Here is a 24,724-nt window from a genome sequence, read left to right as displayed (position 1 = left end):
TGACCCAGAGGAATTTTCGGCTCATGAATCTTTTTGAAACAGCATCTTTTGAATCCTTGAGCGAAACGACCTCGGATTCTTATGAGCCTGATACCCATCCTGTTACCGACCTTGCGTTACTGCACAAGCTGCTGGAGATCTACGACCAAGGGCAGTTGGCCGAAATTCTCAACGATGTGAGCCCGAGCCACTGGTGCCGTGAAACCATCAATCGATGGATCAAGGGCAAGGCTTCGCCGAAGCTCTCCCACATTGAGTTCACCCGCCTCAAGGATCTGCTGCCCAAACGTTTGAACCATAAACCTTCATTTACCTTTATCGATCTCTTTGCCGGTATCGGCGGTATCAGAAAAGGGTTTGAAGTCATCGGCGGCGAGTGCCTGTTCACCTCCGAATGGAACAAGTACGCGGTCAAGACCTACAAGGCCAACCACTTCTGCGACCCGGCTCGTCACCGGTTCAATCTCGACATCCGTTCGGTCACGCTTTCGGATAAACCCGAAATCAGCGACGAAGAAGCGTACAAGAACATTGATCGCGAAATTCCCGATCACGATGTCCTGTTGGCAGGTTTCCCATGCCAGCCCTTCTCGCTTGCAGGCGTTTCCAAGAAGAACTCTCTGGGGCGCAAGCACGGTTTCGAGTGTGAGACCCAGGGCACCCTGTTCTTTGACGTGGCGCGGATTATTGCCGCGAAACGCCCGGCTGCATTCTTGCTTGAGAACGTCAAAAACCTGAAAAGCCATGACAAGGGCAATACGTTCCGGATCATTTGCGAAGCGTTGGATGAGTTGGGTTATGAGGTAGCAGATGTAAACGCACCAAAGGGTTCAGATCCGAAGGTGATCGATGCCAAGCATTTTGTACCGCAGCATCGGGAGCGAATCGTATTGGTTGGGTTCCGTCGTGACTTAAATGTTCACCAAGGATTCACCCTGCGTGACATCAGCAAGCACATACCAAAGCAGCGACCTAGCTTCGGTGATCTGCTCGATAAAGATGTGGACGAGAAATACATCCTTACTCCAAAGCTTTGGGACTATCTCTACCGATATGCCGAGAAGCACCGAGAGAAGGGTAATGGCTTTGGTTTTGGTCTGACGCGGCCTGACGATGTGGCTCGTACACTTTCGGCTAGATATCACAAGGATGGTTCAGAAATATTGGTTGATCGCGGGTTCGTTGATACCCTGGATTTCAACAGTGAGCTGAATCAGCTCAATCGCCCACGTCGTTTGACTCCACATGAGTGCTCACGCCTGATGGGCTTTGATAAGCCAGGGGAAAGCAAATTTGTGATCCCTGTATCCGACACCCAAGCGTATCGTCAATTTGGTAACTCAGTGGCAGTTCCCGTTTTTGAGGCTGTAGCTCGATTGATGAAGGATCGGATATTGGCCGCGAAGGAGAAAAACGCGGAAGAGGAAAGACCGCAGCTAGAGTTCGCCCTTCCAGAGTAAGGAGCTACATCTCTGCCCAAAGTCTGAAGTGCTGTCATTTTCACGCGTTGACTTCACTCCCGAATGTATTGAATAGCTCAGTGTGAACCTTGAGTTTGATGGCTCCAAGGGTTTACAAAGGAGCTGAGCTATTGATTCATGGAGGTGAGCTTTGGTCGATGTGGTGGATTCCGTAACCCGCTCCCGAATGATGTCTGGCATCAAGGGCAAAAATACCAAGCCAGAGGTTTCAATTCGTAAAGCTTTGCATGCTCGCGGGTTTCGTTACCGCATGCACGTCAATGATCTTCCCGGTAAACCTGATCTGGTGTTACCAAAATATAAGGCTGTGGTGTTCGTCCATGGTTGTTTCTGGCATGGGCATTCATGTCGCTATTTTAAAGCTCCTAAGACTAGAACTGCATTCTGGATTGACAAAATACAGAAAAATCGCGATAGAGATGAATTGCAAGTAAATGCTTTGCTGGCATCGGGGTGGCGCGTTCTTCTGATTTGGGAATGCGCGGTTAGATCAGCAGCCAAAGGGCGGTTGCCGGTTTTGATGGATCAGATTGTTGGCTGGCTAGAAAACGGTGAGAAGTATATGCAGATTCAAGAAAAAACGACTGAATAAAAGCTGGAGACTTGCACTTTTTTACAGAATGGCGCGGCTAGATTCTAAGGGGCGAGGATGTACAAGGATAAAACTAGCGATTACTTTGAGGGCGTGGCAGCAAAATATTTGCGCGCGGTCGATGCTAATCCGAATAAATCAAATCAGCATGAAATCGGAGGGCTCCCATCTGCCGGTTTTATGAGATTCTTGGGCACGCCCCACGAGCATGAGAAAATTCGATTCAGAGCTAAACAAGTTTATATCACCGATGAGTCATTGGCGCCTGAAGTTAGCGAGGGGCGCGTTACGTGGTACGACGTACGAAGCTATGATTCAAAACGAGATCCAGAGTATCGCCTCTATTATTATCCTAATTCTGTTACGGAATTGATTTCGGAGGGGGATTTTTTACTTATCGCAAAAATGCGTGATGGTTCACTTCTGATGGTGTTCACGCCGCCAGGAGGGACAATAGAAAATCAGCTGAGACTTTTGTTTGGGCTAGACCGTGTCGGCAGTAGAGTTAAAGCGGGCTCTTTAGATAATGTGGCTTTGCTCCTTCCTTTAAGGCTTATGCTAGAGGGGCTTGGTCTTGATTTGGGCCATAAAGATGCAGAGGACGATGAATGGTTGTCCCGGCTGATTAAAGATTTTGGCGGAGATAAATTTCCCACTACGTCAATTTTTTCTGAGTATGCGAGAAAAAATTTGGCAGACATTATAGATCCCGTCAGCTCTCCAGATAATGCAATTGTTGGGTGGATGGAGCACGAAGAGAAGCTTTTCCGTATTTATGAACGATATTTGGTTCAGCAGCGTTTACGTAAAGGTTTTGGATGTGAGGGTGAGGATGTTGAAGCTTTTATATCTTTCTCACTAAGTGTGCAGAATCGAAGAAAGTCACGAGTGGGTCACGCTTTTGAAGGACATTTGAGCTGCATATTTAGAATGCATGGTTTAAATTTTCAACAGGGAGGTGGCAAGGGTTTTACAACTGAAAATAATTCAAAACCCGACTTTGTTTTTCCTGGTTTTGTACAATATCGTGATCCGGAATTTCCGCTTGAAAAATTGATGATGTTGGGTGCAAAAACGACCTGTAAAGATCGATGGCGCCAAGTTTTGAGTGAGGCGCATCGGGTCAGATCAAAGCATTTGATTACTCTGGAAGCAGCAATAAGCGAACGCCAAACAAGTGAAATGAAGTCGCATGGTTTAAGTTTGGTTGTTCCATTACCGATTCAGAGAACTTATTCAGATGAGCAGCAAGGTTGGTTGCTAGGACTGGGTGATTTCATAGAGTGTGTAAGAAATAGTCAAAAGTTCGTATGAAAGAGCAGTCCGCTCTGGGCATCTCTGAAGTACTTTGATAGGCGAGGTTTTTTGGTACAACTCGCGTAGCTGTAATCGCCTTTGATCTTTTCTCTAGAGTAGGAGGCTGATCTTGACCACGCAGGCCGCTCCGCTGATGATGGGGGCAGAACAAATTGCTCGGGGATACGAGCTTAGGAGGGGATATGGCCAAGGCTAACGTTACTAAAAAAGAGAAACCTAAATCTCTTTTCAAAATTTCACGAAGCATTCTTTCGAAGCTTGATCCGTCAGAAAGAGACGGCGCTGAGGATTCTCTGTGGATGAAATCCTCCGGGCTTTGCGCTCTGTGCGGACAGGCATTAAGTAATAATGCGGACCTAAACGTTGCTGATCATAGAATTCCTGAAAGTGTCAGTGGCGCTGGTGGGAATGTTTTAAGTAATCTGTATTTGGCGCATCTTTCGTGCAATGCAAGCAGAAAAGATCTTCCTTTTGAAGTGGCGCGACCGATTGTTGAGTTTAGAGTTTTTTCAGAAGAAAAAAAATCAATCACTTTTGATAATGTGATTGAAAAATATGTGACTAAAGGTCGGCAGCCTGTTTCAGTTGATAGGGATGGCGGCACGATTGTTCTCAGTTTTGGTTCTGATCAGTTTGCTTCTACTGTGTCTCGAGATGTGGCTACGGGAACTGAGTACTTTTATGCAGAGGTTCCATTTGAGTATGTTTCGAATGACAAAGAAATTCAGCCTCGGCTTGTCTCCTACTCACATGTTCGACGTCTAGCTCTTGACTTTGTTAATCGTCCAATTCATGAGCCAAGTAACTGCCGTCTCGTAATGCATGGCGAAAAGGCTGGCGTCTTACTGCAATTTGATGGGCAGCATAAAAGCACGGCTCAAATTCTGTTGGGAAGAAAGACCGGGTCATTTAAGGTTTATATCGATCCTAATAAAGCTATGTTGCAAGAACTTGTCGTGAAGATTCAGCAAGAAATAAAGAAGCAACCGCTAACGAGGTCTGATACGTTAGCGAAGTTAGGAGATGTAATTTCTCGATTGCTAGATGAGTACAAGGATGCGAAAAGAACGGAGCAGGGATTCGTTGCTATGCAACCTAAGACAGAGCGCGCTGCGATAAAAAAACTTTATCAGCAGGAACTTCAGCGGTTGGTGTTTTTTGACGGAGATAATGAACTAGCTGCATTTGTGAAGCCTGGGGCCTTAGGTGCACCTACTACGGACCGGATGGTTATCGATCGAATGATTGCCCCGTTGTTGTGCTCTGAATTACTCGGAATAGATATGGACGCTTCTGGAGGTAGAGATACTGAGCGAGAGAATATAATAATTATTCTCAATCAAATAGTGAAAAATATGCTACCTCCTAATTGGGAAAAAGATCCGATCCAGAAGCAACGGACTCAAACGTTCTTTCTAGGTGGAGCAATTGGATGGTGGATGAATGAGCTTCTAATACCGGCTCTTCGTTATGTAACTATGAAGTTGAAGGATAAGGAGCCGTTGTTGCTAGATGCGCTGGATGCAGGCGTTGAAAGTAAAATGGTTTCTATTGTCGATGCTCTGTGTATGTGGGATGTTTGGAGTACCACGTCAGTTGAGGGGTTAGCAGCGCTCAGAAGTAATACTGTAAAAAATGTCGTAAGTGTTTTTTCTGAGTACACTCATTTGAGGCTGATTAAAGAGGCGACTTCATAACTGCAGAATTTTGGTTGTTTCGAAGTAACAAAGCCCCATGGTCGGGGCTTTGTTTATGATTTTTAGTCTAGGATTTATATCAATCCCAGCTCAACGCACCACCAGTCTGATACTCAATAACCCGAGTCTCAAAGAAATTCTTCTCTTTCTTCAAGTCCATAATCTCGCTCATCCAAGGGAACGGGTTAGTGGTCCCTGGATATTCTTCTTTAAGGCCGATCTGCGACAGACGACGGTTAGCGATGAACTTCAGGTAGTCCTCCATCATCGCTGCGTTCATGCCCAGTACGCCGCGAGGCATGGTGTCGCGGGCGTATTCGATTTCCAGCTGGGTGCCTTGCAGGATCATCTGCGAAGCTTCTTCCTTCATTTCGGCGTCCCACAGGTGTGGGTTTTCGATTTTGATCTGGTTGATCACGTCGATGCCGAAGTTCAGGTGCATGGATTCGTCGCGCAGGATGTACTGGAACTGCTCGGCGACGCCGGTCATTTTGTTGCGGCGGCCCATGGAGAGGATCTGGGTGAAGCCGCAGTAGAAGAAGATGCCTTCCAGAACGCAGTAGTAGGCGATCAGGTTGCGCAGCAGTTCTTTATCGGTCTCGACGGTGCCGGTGTTGAATTCCGGGTCGGAGATGGCGCGGGTGTATTTCAGGCCCCAGGCGGCTTTTTTCGCGACCGACGGGATCTCGTGGTACATGTTGAAGATCTCGCCTTCATCCATGCCCAGCGATTCGATGCAGTACTGGTAGGCGTGGGTGTGAATCGCCTCTTCGAACGCCTGGCGCAGGATGTACTGGCGGCATTCCGGGTTGGTGATCAGGCGGTACACGGCCAGGGCCAGGTTGTTGGCAACCAGGGAGTCGGCGGTGGAGAAGAAGCCGAGGTTGCGCATCACGATGCGGCGCTCGTCGTCGGTCAGGCCTTCCGGGTTTTTCCAGAGGGCGATGTCGGCGGTCATGTTGACTTCTTGCGGCATCCAGTGGTTTGCGCAGCCGTCCAGGTATTTCTGCCAGGCCCAGTCGTACTTGAATGGCACGAGCTGGTTGAGGTCGGCGCGGCAGTTGATCATGCGCTTTTCGTCAACGGCGACACGGGCGGCGGAGCCTTCGAGTTCGGCGAGGCCTTCGGCGACGTCGAGGGAATCCAGTGCAGCCTTGGCGCGGGCCACGGCGGCCGAGTCTTCGGCGGTCACGGCGCGGGCTTCGAGGGCGGCGGCACCGCCGGCGCTGTCGAGGCGGTCCATGTTGGCTTCGCTAGCGTGGCCGGCGTTGGCGCCTTTCACTGCTGCTACTTCACTGTCTTCTTTGTCGAATTCGTCCCAGCTCAGCATGACGTGTCGTCTCCTGCGTGAGGGCCTGTGCCCGTGTGAAAACTGATTGGTTGGTTTTTCACACGGCCGTACAGGCCGCGTTGGATGTCGTTTTTTGCAGCGGTGCAACGCAGGCAATAAACAGAAAATTTTTACGGGTTTCCGAGAGCCTCTGACGGGCGCGAGTCAGCGTGGACGCTGCTGCGGGGCTTCAGAATGGCTTTGATCCCTGTAAGGGAATATTGCTGACCCGATTGGGCGGCATTATAGGGAAAAAAACACCGGCGTGGGGGAGGGCGAAACAGCGCAGGGCGGTCGAGCGGGAGGGTGATTTCGTTTGGAGCGAGGGTTTACAGGGCTTTCGCCGGGATTGGCCCCGGAGAAATTTTTTTCATTAATTTTTCTGCGTGTGATTGGTTGCTCAAAAAACGAGCAAAAAAACGCGTTTTTCACTATATCTTGTGTTTTGCAACCATTTTACGTCCCTTCAAACACAACTGAGCCCGACCGAAGCCGGGCTGGAATCGACCCTCGATGTTGCGCTGAGCGATCCGATTCGGTGCAGTCTCAAACCATCAATTGGTGCAGCCGTTACCCATCACGCTGTAACGCAGGATGTGACGCTGGCCAGTGGAGTCGTCGTACTCCATTTTCATCGGGACCACTTCGCAGACATTCGGAACTTCGCTCATCGATACAACTTTGGCGATGTCCAGGTGAGTGGAGTAAGTGTATTCCTCGATGGCCGGTTGTTGCTGTGCGACATCAGTCGGGACCTCGTCTGCCATGGCGGTTGCGCACAGACTGCTGAGGGCCAGAACCAATAAAGCTTTCATTTGAAATTTACCTTCTTGAGGTCGAGTGGGGTCACGCAACCTTTTTGGGGTTGCGTGTGGAACTTCATCGTTTTGGTTTGTTACTTCAGAGCTGGATTAACGGCCTTCGTGGGGGCTGTAACGTTGTTAATCACTTTGCCTTGTCGGCGAGGCAGATTTTAGGGAGGCGGGATAGGTGTAAACAGATGGGGTTTTGATAAACACCTTTGGCAGATTTGGTAACAATCGCTGCGGGGCCAGTAGATTCAAGGCCTGCGAGGCCATCGGGGGCGAGCATCGGGATTATCGCCACGACCTGTAGGGGCTTGTTACTACCATCGTCGAATGGTTCTATACGGTCGCCCCGGCTACAACAGGGTCATACAAAAACAACTATTACACCGAGGTAGGAAAGATGAGTGCGGCTTCTCTGTATCCCGTTCGTCCCGAGGTTCTGGCCAATACGCTGACCGACGAGGCGACCTACAAAGCCATGTACCAGCAGTCGGTCGTCAACCCTGACGGCTTCTGGCGCGAACAAGCCAAGCGCCTCGACTGGATCAAGCCTTTCACCACGGTGAAACAGACTTCGTTCGACGACCACCATGTCGACATCAAGTGGTTTGCCGACGGCACCCTGAACGTTTCCTATAACTGCCTCGACCGTCATCTGGCCGAGCGTGGCGATCAGGTCGCCATCATCTGGGAAGGTGACGATCCTTCCGAAAGCCGCAACATCACCTACCGCGAACTGCACGAACAAGTCTGCAAGTTCGCCAACGCCCTGCGTGGCCAGGACGTGCACCGCGGCGACGTGGTGACCATTTATATGCCGATGATCCCCGAAGCCGTGGTCGCCATGCTGGCCTGTACCCGGATCGGCGCGATTCACTCGGTGGTGTTCGGTGGTTTCTCGCCGGAAGCCCTGGCCGGTCGCATCATCGACTGCCGCTCGAAAGTGGTGATCACCGCTGACGAAGGCATCCGTGCCGGCAAGAAGATTTCCCTCAAGGCCAACGTCGACGACGCGTTGACCAACCCGGAAACCAGCAGCATCCAGAAAGTCATCGTGTGCAAGCGCACCGGTGGCGACATCAAGTGGAACCAGCATCGCGACATCTGGTACGAAGACCTGATGAAAGTGGCGGGCACTGTCTGCGCGCCGAAAGAGATGGGCGCCGAAGAAGCGCTGTTCATCCTTTATACCTCCGGCTCCACCGGCAAGCCGAAGGGCGTGCAGCACACCACTGGCGGTTACCTGTTGTACGCGGCCATGACCCACGAGCGCGTGTTCGACTACCGTCCGGGCGAAATCTACTGGTGCACCGCCGACGTCGGCTGGGTCACCGGTCACTCCTACATCGTCTACGGCCCGCTGGCCAACGGCGCGACCACGCTGCTGTTCGAAGGCGTGCCGAACTACCCGGACATCACCCGGGTGGCGAAGATCGTCGACAAGCACAAGGTCAACATCCTCTACACCGCGCCGACCGCGATCCGCGCGATGATGGCCTCTGGCACCGCCGCTGTCGAAGGCGCGGACGGCAGCAGCCTGCGTCTGCTCGGTTCGGTGGGCGAGCCGATCAACCCGGAAGCCTGGGACTGGTACTACAAGAACGTCGGCAAGTCCCGTTGCCCGATTGTCGATACCTGGTGGCAGACCGAAACCGGCGGCAACATGATGAGCCCGTTGCCGGGCGCTCATACCCTGAAGCCAGGTTCGGCCGCACGTCCGTTCTTCGGCGTGGTGCCGGCGCTGGTGGACAACCTCGGCAACATTATCGAGGGCGAGGCCGAAGGCAATCTGGTGATTCTCGATTCGTGGCCGGGTCAGGCGCGCACCCTGTACGGCGACCACGACCGTTTCGTCGACACCTACTTCAAGACTTTCCGTGGCATGTACTTCACCGGTGACGGCGCCCGTCGCGATGCCGATGGTTACTACTGGATCACCGGTCGCGTGGATGACGTGCTCAACGTCTCCGGCCACCGTATGGGTACTGCCGAGATCGAAAGCGCCATGGTCGCTCACCCGAAAGTCGCCGAAGCGGCGGTGGTCGGTGTGCCGCACGACATCAAGGGGCAGGGCATTTATGTCTACGTCACCCTGAAAAATGGTGAAGAACCGAGCGAGCAACTGCGCCTGGAACTGAAGAACTGGGTGCGCAAGGAGATCGGCCCGATCGCTTCGCCGGACGTGATCCAGTGGGCGCCGGGGCTGCCGAAGACCCGTTCGGGCAAGATCATGCGCCGCATCCTGCGCAAGATCGCTACCGCCGAGTACGAAGGCCTGGGCGACATCTCCACCCTGGCCGATCCGGGTGTGGTGCAGCATCTGATCGATACGCACAAGACCATGAACGTCGCGTAAGCGGCGGGTCTGAAGGCTGAAAAGCCCCGTCCGGCATTGCGCCGGGCGGGGCTTTTTGTTTTCCAATAATTATCGAATTGCTCCGTCAGCCGATTCCCACTGTTACCCGACAGCCTTCAAGTAACCGAATGTGTAACCGCCCGCCCCGCAACGGGGCAATGAGAAACGCATCGCCCCGTTTTAGAGCCTCAAAACGACCGGTGAAAAATAAGACATCACCCCGCGCTTGCCGGATTAGAAGGGTTTGCGAATAATAGGCCCGCAATTTGCAGCATAGATCGGTTCACTGTCTTTCGCTCTTGCATGAAATTGCGGAGCTGTCAATGTGCTCAAGCGGGTTTCTCGGTGCTTCTGTAATTAGTTGTCGCATTGAAGAAATATCGGCTTCGGGCCTGTCGTTAGAATGCCGATCACTCGCTCGTCGTGGCTCGCGTTGAAGCCTTCAGGGTTTGTTCGGAAATATCCCACGCACGCAGCAACCGCTTTCGTTCCACCCATTCGCATATTGGGCTGTCGCTCACTCTGCCGTTTTTGCCCTTTACCGATGGAGTCCCAAGATGAAGAAACTTGTGCTGCTTGGCGCCCTGGCACTGTCCGTGCTGTCCCTGCCGACATTCGCCGATGAAAAGCCTCTGAAGATCGGTATCGAAGCGGCTTACCCTCCATTCGCATCCAAAGCCCCGGACGGCAGCATCGTCGGTTTCGACTACGACATCGGCAACGCACTGTGCGAAGAAATGAAGGTCAAGTGCCAGTGGGTCGAGCAAGAGTTCGACGGTCTGATCCCGGCACTGAAAGTGCGCAAGATCGACGCGATCCTCTCGTCCATGTCGATCACTGAAGACCGCAAGAAGTCCGTGGACTTCACCAACAAGTACTACAACACCCCGGCCCGCCTGGTCATGAAGGAAGGCACCGTGGTCAGCGACAAACTGACCGAGCTCAAGGGCAAGAACATCGGCGTGCAGCGTGGTTCGATCCACGAGCGCTTCGCCCGTGAAGTCCTGGCTCCGCTGGGTGCCGAGATCAAGCCATACGGCTCGCAGAACGAAATCTACCTCGACGTGGCCGCCGGTCGCCTCGACGGCACCGTGGCGGACGCCACCCTGCTGAACGACGGCTTCCTGAAAACCGACGCCGGCAAAGGCTTTGCGTTCGTCGGCCCGCAGTTCACCGATGAAAAATACTTCGGCGACGGCGTAGGTATCGCGGTACGCAAGGGCGACGCCCTGAAAGACAAGATCAATACTGCCATCGCGGCCATCCGCGAAAACGGCAAGTACAAGCAAATCCAGGACAAGTACTTCGACTTCGACATTTACGGCAAGTAAAGACGTCGCTCGACCCGTCCGAAATGGCGCAAGCAACAGGATCTCTGCGGTTTGCGCCATTTTTTCATCCCAACTTTCGAGGACCTGAATCATGTTGAAAGGCTACGGGGCTGTCATCCTCGATGGCGCTTGGCTGACGCTTCAGCTCGCCTTGTCGTCCATGGCCCTGGCCATCGTTCTCGGGCTGATCGGTGTCGCCTTGCGCCTGTCGCCAGTGCGCTGGCTGGCCTGGCTGGGCGATCTGTATTCCACGGTGATCCGCGGGATTCCCGACCTGGTGCTGATCCTGCTGATCTTCTACGGCGGTCAGGACCTGCTCAACCGCGTCGCCCCGATGCTCGGCTATGACGAGTACATCGACCTGAATCCGCTGGCCGCCGGTATCGGCACCCTCGGTTTCATCTTCGGTGCGTACCTGTCGGAAACCTTCCGTGGCGCGTTCATGGCGATCCCCAAAGGTCAGGCCGAAGCGGGCATGGCGTACGGCATGAGCAGCTTCCAGGTGTTCTTCCGGGTGCTGGTGCCGCAGATGATCCGTCTGGCGATTCCGGGCTTCACCAACAACTGGCTGGTACTGACCAAGGCCACCGCGCTGATTTCCGTGGTCGGTCTGCAAGACATGATGTTCAAGGCCAAGCAGGCGGCCGACGCCACCCGCGAGCCTTTCACCTTCTTCCTCGCAGTGGCGGCGATGTACCTGGTGATCACCAGTGTCTCGTTGCTGGCGCTGCGTCACCTTGAGAAGCGCTACTCGGTAGGCGTAAGGGCGGCTGATCTATGATCTTCGACTACAACGTCATTTGGGAGTCGCTGCCGCTGTACCTCGGCGGCCTGGTGACCACCCTCAAGTTGCTCGCGCTGTCGCTGTTTTTCGGTTTGCTCGCAGCCCTGCCGCTGGGGCTGATGCGCGTCTCCAAGAACGCCGTGGTCAATGGTGCGGCGTGGCTCTACACCTACGTGATTCGCGGCACGCCGATGCTGGTTCAGCTGTTCCTGATCTACTACGGTCTGGCCCAGTTCGAAGCGGTGCGTGAAAGCTTCCTCTGGCCGTGGCTGTCCAGCGCAACGTTCTGTGCGTGCCTGGCGTTCGCGATCAACACCAGCGCCTACACCGCCGAAATCATCGCCGGCAGCCTGAAGGCCACGCCGAACGGTGAGATCGAAGCGGCCAAGGCCATGGGAATGTCGCGGGTCAAGATGTACAAGCGCATTCTGTTGCCGTCGGCCCTGCGCCGGGCACTGCCGCAGTACAGCAACGAAGTGATCATGATGCTGCAGACCACCAGTCTGGCGTCCATCGTGACCCTGATCGACATCACCGGCGCGGCCCGTACCGTCAACGCGCAGTTTTACCTGCCGTTCGAGGCGTACATCACCGCCGGCGTGTTCTACCTGTGCCTGACCTTCATCCTGGTGCGCCTGTTCAAGCTGGCCGAGCGTCGCTGGCTGAGCTACCTGGCCCCGAGGAAGCACTGATATGGAACGCATCGACCACGTTCTGCCGTGGAGCCACTTGGGCAGCGAGCGCCGGATTTCGGTGTTTCGCTTCGGGAGCGGCGAGCGCAAGGCCTACATCCAGGCCAGCCTCCACGCTGACGAACTGCCTGGCATGCGCACCGCCTGGGAACTGAAAAAACGCCTCGGCGAACTCGAAGCCAAAGGCCTGCTAAACGGCGTCATCGAACTGGTGCCGGTGGCCAACCCGCTGGGTCTTGGCCAGTTGCTGCAAGGCAATCATCAGGGGCGTTTCGAGGCCGGCAGCGGCAAGAATTTCAACCGTGATTTCGTCGAGCTCAGCGCCCCGGTGGCCGCAAAGCTTGAAGGACAACTCGGTGATGATCCGCACGCCAACATCCGTCTGATCCGTCAGGCGATGGCCGATCATCTGGCCGCATTGCCCGAGGCCAGCAGCCAGTTGCAAGGTATGCAGCGCATCCTGCTGCAACACGCCGCGACTGCCGATGTGGTGCTGGATCTGCATTGCGACTGCGAAGCCGCGCTGCACATGTACGCCTTGCCGCAGCACTGGCCGCAGTGGCGTTCGCTCGCCGCGCACCTGGATGTGAAGGTAGGTCTGCTGGCGGAAGATTCCGGCGGCAGTTCGTTCGACGAAGCCTGTTCGCTGCCGTGGCTGCGTCTGTCGCGTCTGTTCCCGGACGCGCAGATTCCCCTGGCGTGCCTGGCAACCACCGTTGAACTGGGTGGTCAGGCTGACACCACGCCTGCGCAGGCGGAGGCTTGGGCTGAAGGCATTCTGGCGTTCCTCTCCGAGCAGGGCCTGATTCGTGGCGAGTGGCCAAGCGCCGTGCGCGAACCGTGCGAAGGCATGCCGTTCGAGGGCACTGAACTGCTCCTGCCGCCGCATCCTGGCGTGGTGAGTTTTCTGCGCAAGCCCGGCGAGTGGGTTGAAGCCGGTGACAAGATTTTCGAAGTGATCGATCCGCTGTCGGATCGGGTCAGCACGGTGTGTGCTGGTACGTCCGGGGTGCTGTTTGCCATTGAGCGGCTGCGTTACGCCCAACCCGGTTTCTGGCTGGCCAAAGTGGCGGGGCGCGATGCGCTGCGCGACGGCCCTTTGCTCAACGACTGACTGTTTTTGTGAGAACCGACCGCATGTACAAACTTGAAGTCCAAGACCTGCATAAACGCTATGGCAGTCACGAAGTGCTCAAGGGCGTTTCCCTGAAAGCGGCCGCCGGCGATGTGATCAGCATCATCGGCTCCAGTGGCTCCGGCAAAAGTACTTTCCTGCGCTGCATCAACCTGCTCGAGCAGCCGCACGCGGGCAAGATCCTGCTCAACAACGAAGAGCTGAAACTGGTTGCCAACAAGGACGGCGCGCTGAAAGCCGCTGATCCGAAACAGCTGCAACGCATGCGTTCGCGCCTGTCGATGGTGTTCCAGCACTTCAACCTGTGGTCGCACATGACCGCGCTGGAAAACATCATGGAAGCGCCGGTTCACGTGCTGGGCGTGTCCAAGGCCGAAGCCCGCGAGAAAGCCGAGCACTACCTGAACAAAGTCGGCGTGGCCCATCGTAAAGACGCGTTCCCGGGGCACATGTCCGGTGGCGAGCAGCAGCGTGTGGCAATCGCCCGTGCGCTGGCGATGGAACCGGAAGTGATGCTGTTCGACGAACCGACTTCGGCCCTCGACCCGGAACTGGTCGGCGACGTGCTGAAAGTCATGCAGGCCCTCGCTCAGGAAGGCCGGACCATGGTGGTGGTGACTCACGAAATGGGCTTCGCCCGTGAAGTCTCGAACCAACTGGTGTTCCTGCACAAAGGCGTCGTGGAAGAAAGCGGCAACCCGCGTGAAGTGCTGGTCAATCCGCAGTCGGAACGTTTGCAACAATTCCTCTCGGGCAGCCTCAAGTAATCGCTCCCGTTATGCACCAAATTAGGTCATGCTGCGCAGCGCGCCAGATGGTCTAATTTGGTTGCAGCCGATTTCGGTTTTTCCCTCTGTTTACGTTTCGGATCGCCCGCCATGACTGCCCATCGAATTGGTTTCCTGATTTGGCCCAGCACTAAAGCTCTGACTTTGGCGCTGGCAGAGGAGGCCTTGCGTGTTGCCCAGCGTGTGCATCCGGACGTGGTTTACGAATTGTCGTTCCTGCAGGCCGAAGCACCGACCGAAGGTGAATGGCAACTGCCCGGCGAACCCTGGGCCGGCAAACTCGAAAACTTCCAGAAACTGTTCCTGCTCGCTGACGAGCCACCGACGACTTTGGCGCCGGCACTCAGCAGCGCGCTGAAACAACTGGTGCGCGCCGGTTGTGTGATCGGTGGCCTGTCGGCCGGTGTATATCCGCTGGCGCAACTCGGTCTGCTCGACGGTTACCGCGCGGCGGTGCACTGGCGCTGGCAGGACGATTTCGCCGAGCGCTTCCCGAAAGTCATCGCCACCAGCCATCTGTTCGATTGGGATCGCGATCGCCTGACGGCGTGCGGCGGCATGTCGGTGCTCGACTTGTTGCTCGCTGTTTTGGCCCGTGATCACGGCGCGGAACTGGCCGGCGCGGTCTCCGAAGAACTGGTGGTCGAGCGCATCCGCGAAGGCGGCGAGCGTCAGCGCATTCCGTTGCAGAACCGTCTCGGCTCCAGCCATCCGAAGCTCACGCAAGCCGTGCTGCTGATGGAAGCCAACATCGAAGAGCCGCTGACCACCGACGAAATCGCCCAGCACGTGTGCGTGTCCCGACGTCAGCTGGAACGGATCTTCAAGCAATACCTCAACCGCGTGCCGAGCCAGTACTACCTGGAACTGCGCCTGAACAAGGCCCGGCAGATGTTGATGCAGACCAGCAAGTCGATCATTCAGATCGGCCTGTCCTGCGGGTTCTCCTCGGGGCCGCATTTCTCCAGCGCCTATCGCAACTTCTTCGGCGCCACGCCGCGGGAAGACCGCAACCAGCGGCGCAGCAGCAGTCCGTTCGAACTGTCGTCGGTGCCGCCGGAGCGCGGCTGATCCTCGAATGACAGCGCCATACGTCATGGCGCTGTTGTTTCAGACACTTTTCAATCCTCCATTTCGACACTGGGACGACTGCGCACCGGCGGATGCTCGAGCACGTCGTCAATGTTCAGCGTCATGCCCGTCTCCTGGTAATAAGCCCGAATTCGCTGCATGGCTTGAGGGGAAAAGGGATTGCCGCGCAAGTCGTAGCGATCACCGACATACGCCGGTACCTCCATCAGTTCGTCCGGCATTTCGGTGATTTCATTGCCTGAAAGATCCAACTCCATCCAGTTGAAGTTGCCGAGCACCCCCTTCGGGATTTCGCGAATGCCGGTGGTGCTCAGGTCCAGATCGGTAAGCCCCTGCAAATTGCTGAGGTCGGGCGTCAGCCGGAGCGGATTGTCATGCAGGTGCAGCAGGTCAAGGCCGTCCAGGTTCGCCAGTCCGGCCACATCACGGGGTGACAGCGTGAGGTCGCATGCCGGCAGGCTCAGGGTGTTGAGCCGTTTCATCCGGAAAATGGCTTCGGGAATATTGGTCAGGCCGTAGCCTCGAATATCGATGCTGACGAGATTGGGGAATGCATCGAGGAATCGTCCGATCCGTGGCAAGTCATCATGGGTGCTTGCCAGGTACAGGTCCGAAACGTGACCGAAATCGGCACTCAGTGTCGGCAGCTCTCCAAGGATTGTCAGCCTGAAAGTGAAATCGTGATCACCCACATCCGAGCCTTCTACAGGTGTTTCACGCCAGCAAGTCAGCAACGCTTCCTTGAACTGCGCTCTGTTTTGCTCCTCCGCCAGTCGTTCATCCTGTGTGAGCGGTTGACCGTTCGAGCGTTGCTCGGGAATCTCGCTTTCCCAGGCTGCCAGATCGCCCAGCAATTGGCCGAGTTCGGCTTCCCGGCGACCCAGTTCGAGTCGACCATCGGCCAGCGAGCCTTCGAGGTGGTAGAAAAAAGCGCTGGCCTGTTCATCGCTCAGTGCCGGATAAAGCGTCTGGACGCGGGTGATATCGGTCGGCTCGGCCAGTACGCCGAGGTTTTCCCCGGTTCCGCGAAAGAAGGTCTTGATGCGCTCTCGGGTGAGCGCGTTCAGTGGATTGTTGCCGAAGTCAAAACCGTTGGTGACGGAGGCGGGCAGGTCGAAGAGCTCTGCGGGCAGTTCGGTGAGGCGATTACCGCTAAGGATTGCCGTTTCCAGTCCTGGAGCGTCCAGCAAACCTTGAGGCAGTGCCGAGACGCCGGTGCTCGAAAGGTCCAGAAACTCCAGAGACGGCAGCTTGCGGATGTCGGGCAACCGGCCCAGCGGATTGTTGTAGAGATCGAGTCTGAGCAGTTGCTTCAGCGAATGCAGTGCGGCGCTGCCCTCGTCATTCAGTACAACCCCGCAGTTGCTCAGAACCAATTGTTGCAGATCCGGCATCCCGGTCAGTGCCGACGGAATCTCAGCCAGTGCCAGGTTGCGCAGTTCAAGCGAGTCTAGACCGGTGAAGCCGCGCAGGAACTCCGTGCCGGCCCGTAGCCGGGGATTGCCGATGATCGACAGCGTCGTGACATGAGTGAAGTCTGCGCTCAAGGCTGGCAGCTCACCGATGAATTCCGGGTCCAGGTTGAGGGTGGCAGCTCTCGATTCCGGGTTTGCTGCAGACCTTTGGCGCCAGAACGCTTCGATCTCCAGGCGAAACGTCGTGCGGCTCGCGAACTCTGCGACGCGGTCGCTTTCGGTCAGTGCAAGGTTACTGCCCGGATAGCGTTCCGGGATGTCGGTTACCCATTGTTCCAGGTCCTCTTCAAGTTGCCGAAGTTCAGCCTCCCAGTGCTCAATCTGCAACCGGCCCTCATCAAGCGTTCCCTCCAGCAGGTACAGCACTCGATTGGCGTCTTCATTGTCCAGAGACGGGAACAGTTCGCGGATCCGCGCGACGTCTTCCTGTGGCATCGAAGCACCAAAGCTCTGCCTGAACTGCCGGTAACAAAGCTTGATGCGTTCGCGCATGGCGGATGACAACGGGTTGTCGGCAAGACTGATCTGCCGGGGTGGCCGCGCGTCGACTTTGAAAAGGATGTCGGGCAGTTCGCGGATCCGGTTGCGATCGAAGAAGGCAGCGAGCAGACGGGGATGATCGAACAAACCGTCGGGCAGGCTCAGAATGCCGCTGTCGGTCATGTGCAGTTGAAGCAGTGCCGGCAGGGTTTTGAGGGTAGGTGATTGCCCCAGTGGATTTCGGTTCAGGTTGAGGTACTGCAGGCTGCCAAGGGACGACAGGGTCGCCTGGCTTTGTGGGCTTAGCGTCAATCCGCAGTTTTCCAGAACCAGTCGTTCCAGGGAGGGAATGTGCAGGGCGGTCAGCGGGTTTTGCCCAAGATTGAAATTGTGAAGCTCCAGGTGGCGCAAGGCCGGGAAGGGTTGAAGAAATCCGTCAAGGGTGATCACTGCCGGGTTGCCGGTGATTGAAAGTACGCGGATGTGACTGAAGTCTGTCGTCAGACTCGGCAAGTCGCCGCTGAAGGTCAGATTGGCGACCAGTGAGTCTCCCCGCTGTCTGGGATTTTCCGGCAATCGGGCGCGCCACAGTTTTTGCATTCGTTCGGCAAACGCTGTTCTTGCCGCGTGTTCCGCGAGGAACTCCGGGGGAGTGAAGGGGCGGTGAGTGACTGGATGAGTCTGGGGAATTGCCATTTTCCATTGCGCCAGATCGGCGGTGAGTTGCTCGAACTCCGCTTTCCAGTGCCTGAGCTGTCGCCGTCCGTGCTCCAGGTCACCAGGTAATCCATAGAACACGTCACTGGCCTCTTCACGATCCAGGCTGGGAAACAGCGCCTGGGTAGCCTCGATGTCTGCCGGCTCGGCGAGTACCGCGAAATCCACGCCGGCTTCTCGGGAATGACGCTTGATCCTTTCAAGTGTGTCGTTGCTCAGCGGATTGCCTGAGAAGTCGAATCCTTCACTGGCGGAGGCGGGTATTTCAAACAAGGCTTCGGGCAGCTCGCTGATTCGATTGTCACTGACGATGGCTGTACGCAATTTCGGGTGGCCGGGCAGGCCGTCCGGAACCTGACTGATGCCGGTGCGAGAGAGATCCAGATAGGTCAGTTCTGTCAGGCCGCCGACATCGGGCGCGCTGCCCAACGGGTTGCCAGGCAACTCAAGGGATTCCAGCTCGCGCATCGAAGCCAGTGCGATCTGCAGCTCGCCTGTGAATGTCACACCGCAATTCTTCAGAAGCAGGGTCTCAAGCGCCGGCAGGCCAGTGAGTGTCTGTGGCAAACGATCAAGTGCGAAGTCGTGCAGTATCAAGCGTTTCAATCGGGGGAAGCTTTGGAAGAAGGCCGAGGTGGCACTGATCTGCTTGTTGCCGTTCAGGGACATGGCGGTGATATGACTGAAATCGGCCATCAATGTGGGCATGTCCCCCATGAACGAGGCCTGTGCCGAGAATGTGTCTGCCCTTGTCAGCGGATGTGCGGTCGAGCGGTGACGCCATAGCCGTTCAATCCGGCCGGCAAATATCTCGCGCTCGTAAAACTGACTGGCGTGTTCGCCGGGTGTCAGCATCTCTCCTGTGACCGGATTGCGATTCGGTGTGCTTCGTGACCATGTGGCCAGGTCGATGGTCAGTCGGGTGATTTCACTTTCCCAACGCTCCAGTTGGAGACGACCCTGTGCCAGCGAGCCGGGCAGGCTGTAGATCAGCTCGCTGGACTGACGATCGTTCAGGTCGGTGAACAGTGCCTTGGTGCGGTTGATATCCCCTTGCTCGGGGCGGATGCCCAGGTCGCTGCCGGTCCGGTTGAAATAGATCTTCACTTTTTCCCGGGTCGCATTGGAAAGCGGATTGTCGAAAAAATCGTACCCGGCAGTGGTCGCAGCAGGCTGTTCAAAAAAAGGCTCGGGGAGCATGGTGATCTGGTTATTGGCGAGCCATGCGCTGATAAGGCGCGGGTGACTCAACAATCCTGGCGGGACTTCGGAGATTCCGGTGCTGGACAGGTCGAGGTGAGTCAGGTTCGGCAAGGCGCCGAAATCGAACGTCGTACCCAGCGGGTTGTTGTTCAGGCTCAGTGCGGTCAGCTGGTTGAGGGATAACAGCAGCGACTGGTTTTCCTGCGTCAGGACGACACCGCAACGTTGCAGCGCCAACTGTTTCAGCTGCGGGAGGGTCGCCAGGTGCGGGGGCAGGTTGTGCAGGTTGAAATTGCGCAGATCCATGCGCACCAATCCCTGGAAATGTTCAAGAAAAGCATTCACGGCCCCCGGTCCACCGCTGCCGGCCAGCTCCAGATCGACGACATGGCTGAAGTCTGCCGTCAGCGCGGGCAGATCGCCCACGATCGGCTGGGAAAAACGCATTTCATAACCATGGAGGCCGCGCACCTCTCTGCGCCAGCAGATGCGCAGAGCGTGGGCGAACATCTGGCGATCGCGGATGGCGGCCATCCGCTGGTCGTCCGATATCCGGGCTCCGTCTGCCGGGTTGATCTCCGGGAGGTCGAACATCCATTGATTGAGGTCGCTATCGAGTTGTGCGTATTCAAGCTGGAGCCGGGACAGCTCGGCGATTGCGCCGCCCGGGTGGTTTTCAAGTCGTCGGACCATGGCGAGCCGATCGCTGTCGGACATTCTCGGGTAGACCTGTCTGATCCGGTTTTCCAGCGTGCGGGGTGCTTGCGCGGCCGGTGGGGTGTTGCGTGAGTAACCATCGGTACCCAGCAAGCGTAAGGCATCCACGGCAGGTGCGGGGGCAGGTGCCGGGGCAAGGTCGGGCAAGATCGCCAGCCGCAGTTCGGTGCGGGGGAGCGGATTGTCGCGGATGGCTTGCCTGAGCTTTTCACCTTCGCCGATCTGCAGGTTCAAAGCCTGTCGTTGCGCGTCCGGCAGGGCTTGCAGAACCGCTGTGTAGAAATCGCTGGGGCCAAGCAGTTCCAGTCCCTGTTCGTCGTGTGGCTGCCAGAGCCCATCGGATTTGAGGGTCAGCACTTTCTGGATGGGGGCCTCGATGGGCCCGGTGCTGTCGAGTAATCGTCCTGCCCGGGACTGAGCGCGGACTTCAAGACGTACGTCTGTTGACCAGCCCGGTAACTGTTGAAGGCTGTGCAGGGCCAGGGTGTCGGAATCGGGGTTGCGTACCGAGGCCAGCTCAAGCCCCTCGTAGGCACGGGTGATGCGCAGTTCGTGCGTGGCCTGTTCTGTCAGGACCTGCTGCCTTTCGGGCCAGTGTCCCTGGCTGATCTCCAACAGTTCTGAACCGGTCGCCGTACTCAGCAGTTCTTCGGTGATCCTGGCGGGCAGTTGCGGTGCATGCAGAGCCACATGCCTGGCCAAGGGATCGGCGCTCTGTTGCAGCGTCTGATAGCGCGCCTCGAAAAGTGAAGGACGCTGTTGTCGGGCAAGCTGTCCAAGCATGGCTCTGAGTTTGCGGGTGCGCACATCGAGGGCGAACATCTCGCCGAACGCCTCTCCCAGCAATGTGTTGATTTCCGGTTCGCCGAGGGTCTGGAGCAGCGTTTTGAGCAAGTCACCCTCGGCAAGGCTGCCCTGGCGAATCTCTGTCAGCGGAAGTCGTCCGTCGGTCGTGGATTGCCACGCGATTTCGCCTTGCTCGTCTACAAGGCACAGCCTTTTGGTGGTCGGCCACAGATTCTGTTCCTTGAGAAGCTGGAGCTGGATCAGCGTATCGGCATTCAGATACTTCTCGGGCTTGTCGCTGGCGATAAGATCAATGAAGTCCTGCAGTTCCTGATCGATCCGAAAGCGCTGAATGCTGTCAGCCAGCAGCGGTGGCAAGCGCTCCTGGTCGACGTGCATTTTGCGCAGCGCATCCTCCGGAAAACCGCTGACCTTGAGGATCCGCTCGCGTTTTGCGGGGGAAAACACTTCGACGCTATGGCCGATGCGTTGCAATGCCGTCGCGGTGTCCCACTCGAGCGGTCGTTCAAGCTCGGTGTAGAAAGCGCCCTCGCCGTTATGGCGCACGATGGGGCGGTAGGCGTCCTCGCGGGTCGGATGCTCGATGTAAAGTTTGCCGGGATGCTCATGAGCGCTGACTTCGTAATGGCTCTGGTCGACGGGGAGCAGCCTTTTCCCTTGGTGCAAGTGCAGTCCCTGTGGGTCTGGCCCGGACCCCTTGGGTGGTTGAATCCGGCGAGCGTAGGGCTGCAGATCCGGTTTCCAGTAAAGTGTTTTGCCGTTGCGCATTTTCACGGGCTGGAACCGGTCGATCAGTGCGATGAGCTCGGCAGGCAACACTTTCGGCAGCTCCTGGACGGCGATGGCGCCGCCGATACCGAAGGCACCGAGCTGGATCAGCGATTCCAGTGCACCGAACATATGCTCGGCGACTTCTGTGCTCAGCCCCTCGGCCCAGTCGACGACCCCTTCGAACACTTCATCGAGAAACTGATAGGCCATGTACGCCATCATCATTTCGCCCAGAAAGGGGACGAAGGGCATCAGCACGAACGAGGCGATTTCAAGAATCGAAGAGGCAATCCGGCTGAAGGCGTCCCATGTCGCCCAGCGGGCGTTGCGATCGACCGTGGCCGTCGGGACTGCGATCGTTGCCGCGTCATTGAGGATCTTGTTCAGCTTTCGTTGATATAGCTGATCCAGCAGTCGGCCTTCGATGGGCGTGACGGAAAATTGCAGATTGGGCTTGTCGACGGGCGTATCCCGCCAGGCGGGCAATGGGCTGCCGGGCTCCGAAGGGTGCCATTTCACCCGGCTCAGGCGCTGCCCGAGGTCGGCGAAAAAATACCCGCGCTGGTCATGGGCCACGAAACGGCTGAAGAATTTCTGATACTCCGGGTTGCGCAACTGACGTGTCAGCTCGCGCATCATTTCTGCGGTCGAGGCGTACTCCTTGATCGGATGCTCGGGGTCGTCCGGCACATAGGCCACCACCCTGACCGGGGTGCGTGCCTGCTGTAGATCCGGCGCGAAAAGAACGATACCGGTCAGCTTCGACGACATCATGCTCAGGTCATGGCAAAGCAGTGCCTGACCATTGACTCGCATGCCTTGCAGATCGTCGAGCAAACCGCCAATCAGGCGTGCGTACAACTCGCTGACATCGCCCTTCATTTTTGCCATGTGCAGGGCGGCCTGGAGGGCGGCCTTTTCGCTGACGTTGATGCGCTGACGCAGTGCCGCGCCGGCGCCGGGGTCGTTGATAGCCAGGTTTTCTTCAAGATACGTCTTGTAGCGGGCGCCGATGTCCAGTTCCCGGCACAGGCGGGTGAACGCCGCGATGCTCAGGCGTGCCTTTATCTGCGGCAGGGTTTCGAACTGACCTGACGGTGATGGCCCGGTCGTGAAGGTCGACTCGCTGGAGTAAGCGTCAGCTTCGGTTTCGTCTTCTTCGAAATTGTGCAGTGCTGCATCGAGCAGCGACACCGTCCAGGTCCGGCTGCCGGTGGTGATCGGGAACCCGGGCGTTGTCACCGGGATGTAGAGGTGCAGGAAGGTGTTCCTGACATCCACGTCCAGACTGAATCTGCTCTTCAGTGCCTGGGTCAGGATCGGCTCGGCGTAGGCGCTGGTGTCCTGCAGATGCTCAAGCGTGCGGTCGATGGTGTTTTGCATGCTCATGCGTTGGGCGATGAGGGCTCTCAATTCAGCATGCTGCGTTTTTGGTGCTTTCTTGAGGTTGTCGGTGAGCATGCGGCGATTGTGCTTCAGGGCCTGGCGGCGGGCGGCCGACGCTTTGCCGAGCCATTCCGGAAAAGCGTTTCTGAGGGGTTCGTAGTGCTCGGGGGGATTGAGCGGTGTGTGGGCTGAAGTCTGTCCGGTGGATGCCTGCATCGGGTCTGTCCATGTACGTCGGGAAGCCGTCAGCAAACCAGAGATCTCTGCAACGGATGCGGTAGATATGTATGACAGGCCGGCACATGCCAATTGATATGCTCGTGGGCCTGCTGCAATTGTCGGCGACGGTTTAAACTGCGCCTTTGCGACGCTATATGTCGCATTGCCGTAAACCCGGGAAAATCCGGGGTTTGCGCTATAAGAAGTTGTCGCTTGGCGACAAGGCCGGGCATAAAACTGTCCTTACAATCCCCCCATCGCTCGCCAGTTTCAGGCGGGTGGCCCTCATCAGGAGACTCCGATGTCCGTTGAGCACGCTGCGGTACAACGCGCCGATTTCGACCAGGTTATGGTTCCCAACTACGCGCCTGCCGCTTTCATTCCGGTGCGTGGCGCCGGTTCCCGCGTCTGGGATCAGGCCGGCCGCGAGCTGATCGACTTTGCCGGCGGCATCGCCGTCAACGTATTGGGCCATGCGCATCCGGCGCTGGTCGGTGCCTTGACCGAGCAGGCGAACAAGCTGTGGCACGTGTCCAACGTGTTCACCAACGAGCCGGCCCTGCGCCTGGCGCACAAGCTGATCGACGCCACCTTTGCCGAGCGCGTGTTCTTCTGCAACTCCGGCGCCGAAGCCAACGAGGCCGCCTTCAAGCTGGCCCGTCGTGTCGCATTCGACCGTTTCGGCACCGAGAAGTACGAAATCATCGCTGCGCTCAACAGCTTCCACGGCCGCACCCTGTTCACCGTGAACGTCGGTGGCCAGTCGAAGTACTCCGATGGTTTCGGCCCGAAAATCACCGGCATCACCCACGTGCCGTACAACGATCTGGCGGCACTGAAAGCCGCTGTTTCGGACAAGACCTGCGCGGTCGTTCTGGAACCGATCCAGGGCGAGGGTGGTGTACTGCCGGCCGAGCTGGCTTACCTGCAAGGCGCCCGTGAACTGTGCGACGCGAACAACGCGCTGCTGGTGTTCGACGAAGTGCAGACCGGCATGGGCCGTACCGGCAACCTGTTCGCCTACCAGCATTTCGGTGTGGTTCCGGACATCCTGACCAGCGCCAAGAGCCTGGGCGGCGGTTTCCCGATCGCCGCAATGCTGACCACCGAAGCGCTGGCCAAGCACCTGGTCGTCGGCACTCACGGCACCACTTACGGCGGCAACCCGCTGGCATGCGCCGTGGCCGAAGCGGTAATCGACGTGATCAACACCCCTGAGGTGCTGAACGGCGTCAACGCCAAGCACGACAAGTTCAAGACCCGCCTGCAACAGATCGGCGAGAAGTACGGCCTGTTCACCCAGGTGCGTGGTCTCGGTCTGCTGATCGGTTGCGTGCTGAGCGATGCCTGGAAAGGCAAGGCCAAGGACATCTTCAACGCCGCTGAAAAAGAAGGCCTGATGATTCTGCAGGCCGGCCCGGACGTGATCCGTTTCGCCCCGAGCCTGGTGGTTGAAGACGCGGACATCGACGCCGGTCTGGATCGCTTCGAACGTGCTGCTGCGAAACTGACTCAAGCCTGATTCATGCAAGACCGCCCGCTGCC

General features: G+C 56.9%; 15 protein-coding genes. 12 read left to right on the top strand and 3 right to left on the bottom strand.

Annotated features, from left to right (window positions below; translation table 11 throughout):
• Positions 1-23 precede the first annotated feature (23 nt).
• From dcm to M5B44_RS10630, 4 genes are all read left to right on the top strand, one after another.
• The gene (gene dcm, locus M5B44_RS10645) at positions 24-1,460 is read left to right on the top strand and encodes a DNA (cytosine-5-)-methyltransferase (RefSeq protein ID WP_248739135.1); all 1,437 of its coding nucleotides are present in this window, start codon (positions 24-26) and stop codon (positions 1,458-1,460) included.
• 151 nt (positions 1,461-1,611) lie between these two features.
• Positions 1,612-2,073 carry a very short patch repair endonuclease gene (locus M5B44_RS10640; protein ID WP_248739134.1) on the top strand — a complete coding sequence of 154 codons (462 nt, stop codon included), beginning with the start codon at positions 1,612-1,614 and terminating at the stop codon, positions 2,071-2,073.
• A gap of 57 nt (positions 2,074-2,130) precedes the next feature.
• On the top strand, positions 2,131-3,387 hold the full coding sequence (locus tag M5B44_RS10635) for a type II restriction endonuclease (protein WP_248739133.1): 1,257 nt from the start codon (positions 2,131-2,133) through the stop codon (positions 3,385-3,387).
• 185 nt (positions 3,388-3,572) lie between these two features.
• Entirely contained in the window at positions 3,573-5,087 is a 1,515-nt protein-coding gene (locus M5B44_RS10630) for an HNH endonuclease (protein ID WP_248739132.1), read from the top strand.
• Between the two features lie 79 nt (positions 5,088-5,166).
• Here the strand turns inward: M5B44_RS10630 and M5B44_RS10625 are convergent, their stop codons facing one another.
• A complete protein-coding gene (locus M5B44_RS10625; RefSeq protein WP_007951068.1) occupies positions 5,167-6,417 on the bottom strand; it encodes a ribonucleotide-diphosphate reductase subunit beta in 1,251 nt (416 codons plus the stop codon).
• A 554-nt stretch (positions 6,418-6,971) separates the two neighbouring features.
• Positions 6,972-7,232, bottom strand: coding sequence for a DUF2790 domain-containing protein (locus M5B44_RS10620; protein WP_085709715.1), 261 nt, complete (start codon positions 7,230-7,232; stop codon positions 6,972-6,974).
• Between the two features lie 394 nt (positions 7,233-7,626).
• On the opposite strand from M5B44_RS10620, the gene acs reads away from it, so the two are divergent.
• The 7 genes from acs to argR all read left to right on the top strand — a co-directional run bounded on the left by acs (position 7,627) and on the right by argR (position 15,383).
• Complete coding sequence (acs, locus tag M5B44_RS10615) at positions 7,627-9,582, top strand: acetate--CoA ligase (RefSeq protein ID WP_114884931.1); 1,956 nt, start codon at positions 7,627-7,629, stop codon at positions 9,580-9,582.
• Positions 9,583-10,139: 557 nt separating this feature from the next.
• On the top strand, positions 10,140-10,913 hold the full coding sequence (locus M5B44_RS10610; RefSeq protein WP_065261786.1) for an ABC transporter substrate-binding protein: 774 nt from the start codon (positions 10,140-10,142) through the stop codon (positions 10,911-10,913).
• A gap of 91 nt (positions 10,914-11,004) precedes the next feature.
• Entirely contained in the window at positions 11,005-11,694 is a 690-nt protein-coding gene (locus M5B44_RS10605) for an ABC transporter permease (RefSeq protein WP_065261785.1), read from the top strand.
• Positions 11,691-12,389, top strand: coding sequence for an ABC transporter permease (locus M5B44_RS10600; protein ID WP_085709717.1), 699 nt, complete (start codon positions 11,691-11,693; stop codon positions 12,387-12,389). Before M5B44_RS10605 ends, M5B44_RS10600 begins: the two co-directional genes overlap by 4 nt.
• 1 nt (position 12,390) lies before the next feature.
• Positions 12,391-13,503 carry a succinylglutamate desuccinylase/aspartoacylase family protein gene (locus M5B44_RS10595; RefSeq protein WP_248739131.1) on the top strand — a complete coding sequence of 371 codons (1,113 nt, stop codon included), beginning with the start codon at positions 12,391-12,393 and terminating at the stop codon, positions 13,501-13,503.
• A 23-nt stretch (positions 13,504-13,526) separates the two neighbouring features.
• Complete coding sequence (locus tag M5B44_RS10590; protein WP_003227281.1) at positions 13,527-14,291, top strand: ABC transporter ATP-binding protein; 765 nt, start codon at positions 13,527-13,529, stop codon at positions 14,289-14,291.
• A gap of 111 nt (positions 14,292-14,402) precedes the next feature.
• A complete protein-coding gene (gene argR, locus M5B44_RS10585; RefSeq protein WP_085709719.1) occupies positions 14,403-15,383 on the top strand; it encodes a transcriptional regulator ArgR in 981 nt (326 codons plus the stop codon).
• A 50-nt stretch (positions 15,384-15,433) separates the two neighbouring features.
• On the opposite strand, the gene M5B44_RS10580 is transcribed toward argR, so the two are convergent.
• Positions 15,434-23,176 carry a dermonecrotic toxin domain-containing protein gene (locus M5B44_RS10580; RefSeq protein WP_248739130.1) on the bottom strand — a complete coding sequence of 2,581 codons (7,743 nt, stop codon included), beginning with the start codon at positions 23,174-23,176 and terminating at the stop codon, positions 15,434-15,436.
• 304 nt (positions 23,177-23,480) lie between these two features.
• On the opposite strand from M5B44_RS10580, the gene M5B44_RS10575 reads away from it, so the two are divergent.
• Positions 23,481-24,701: an aspartate aminotransferase family protein gene (locus M5B44_RS10575; protein WP_085709721.1), complete on the top strand. Its 1,221-nt coding sequence runs from the start codon at positions 23,481-23,483 to the stop codon at positions 24,699-24,701.
• The last annotated feature ends 23 nt before the right edge of the window (positions 24,702-24,724 follow it).

This window comes from Pseudomonas sp. MWU12-2029 (genome assembly GCF_023242425.1).
GTDB classification, from domain to species: Bacteria; Pseudomonadota; Gammaproteobacteria; order Pseudomonadales; family Pseudomonadaceae; genus Aquipseudomonas; species Aquipseudomonas kribbensis.
Note: the sequence above shows the minus strand (reverse complement) of the source record. Positions and strands in the feature narration are given on the sequence as shown.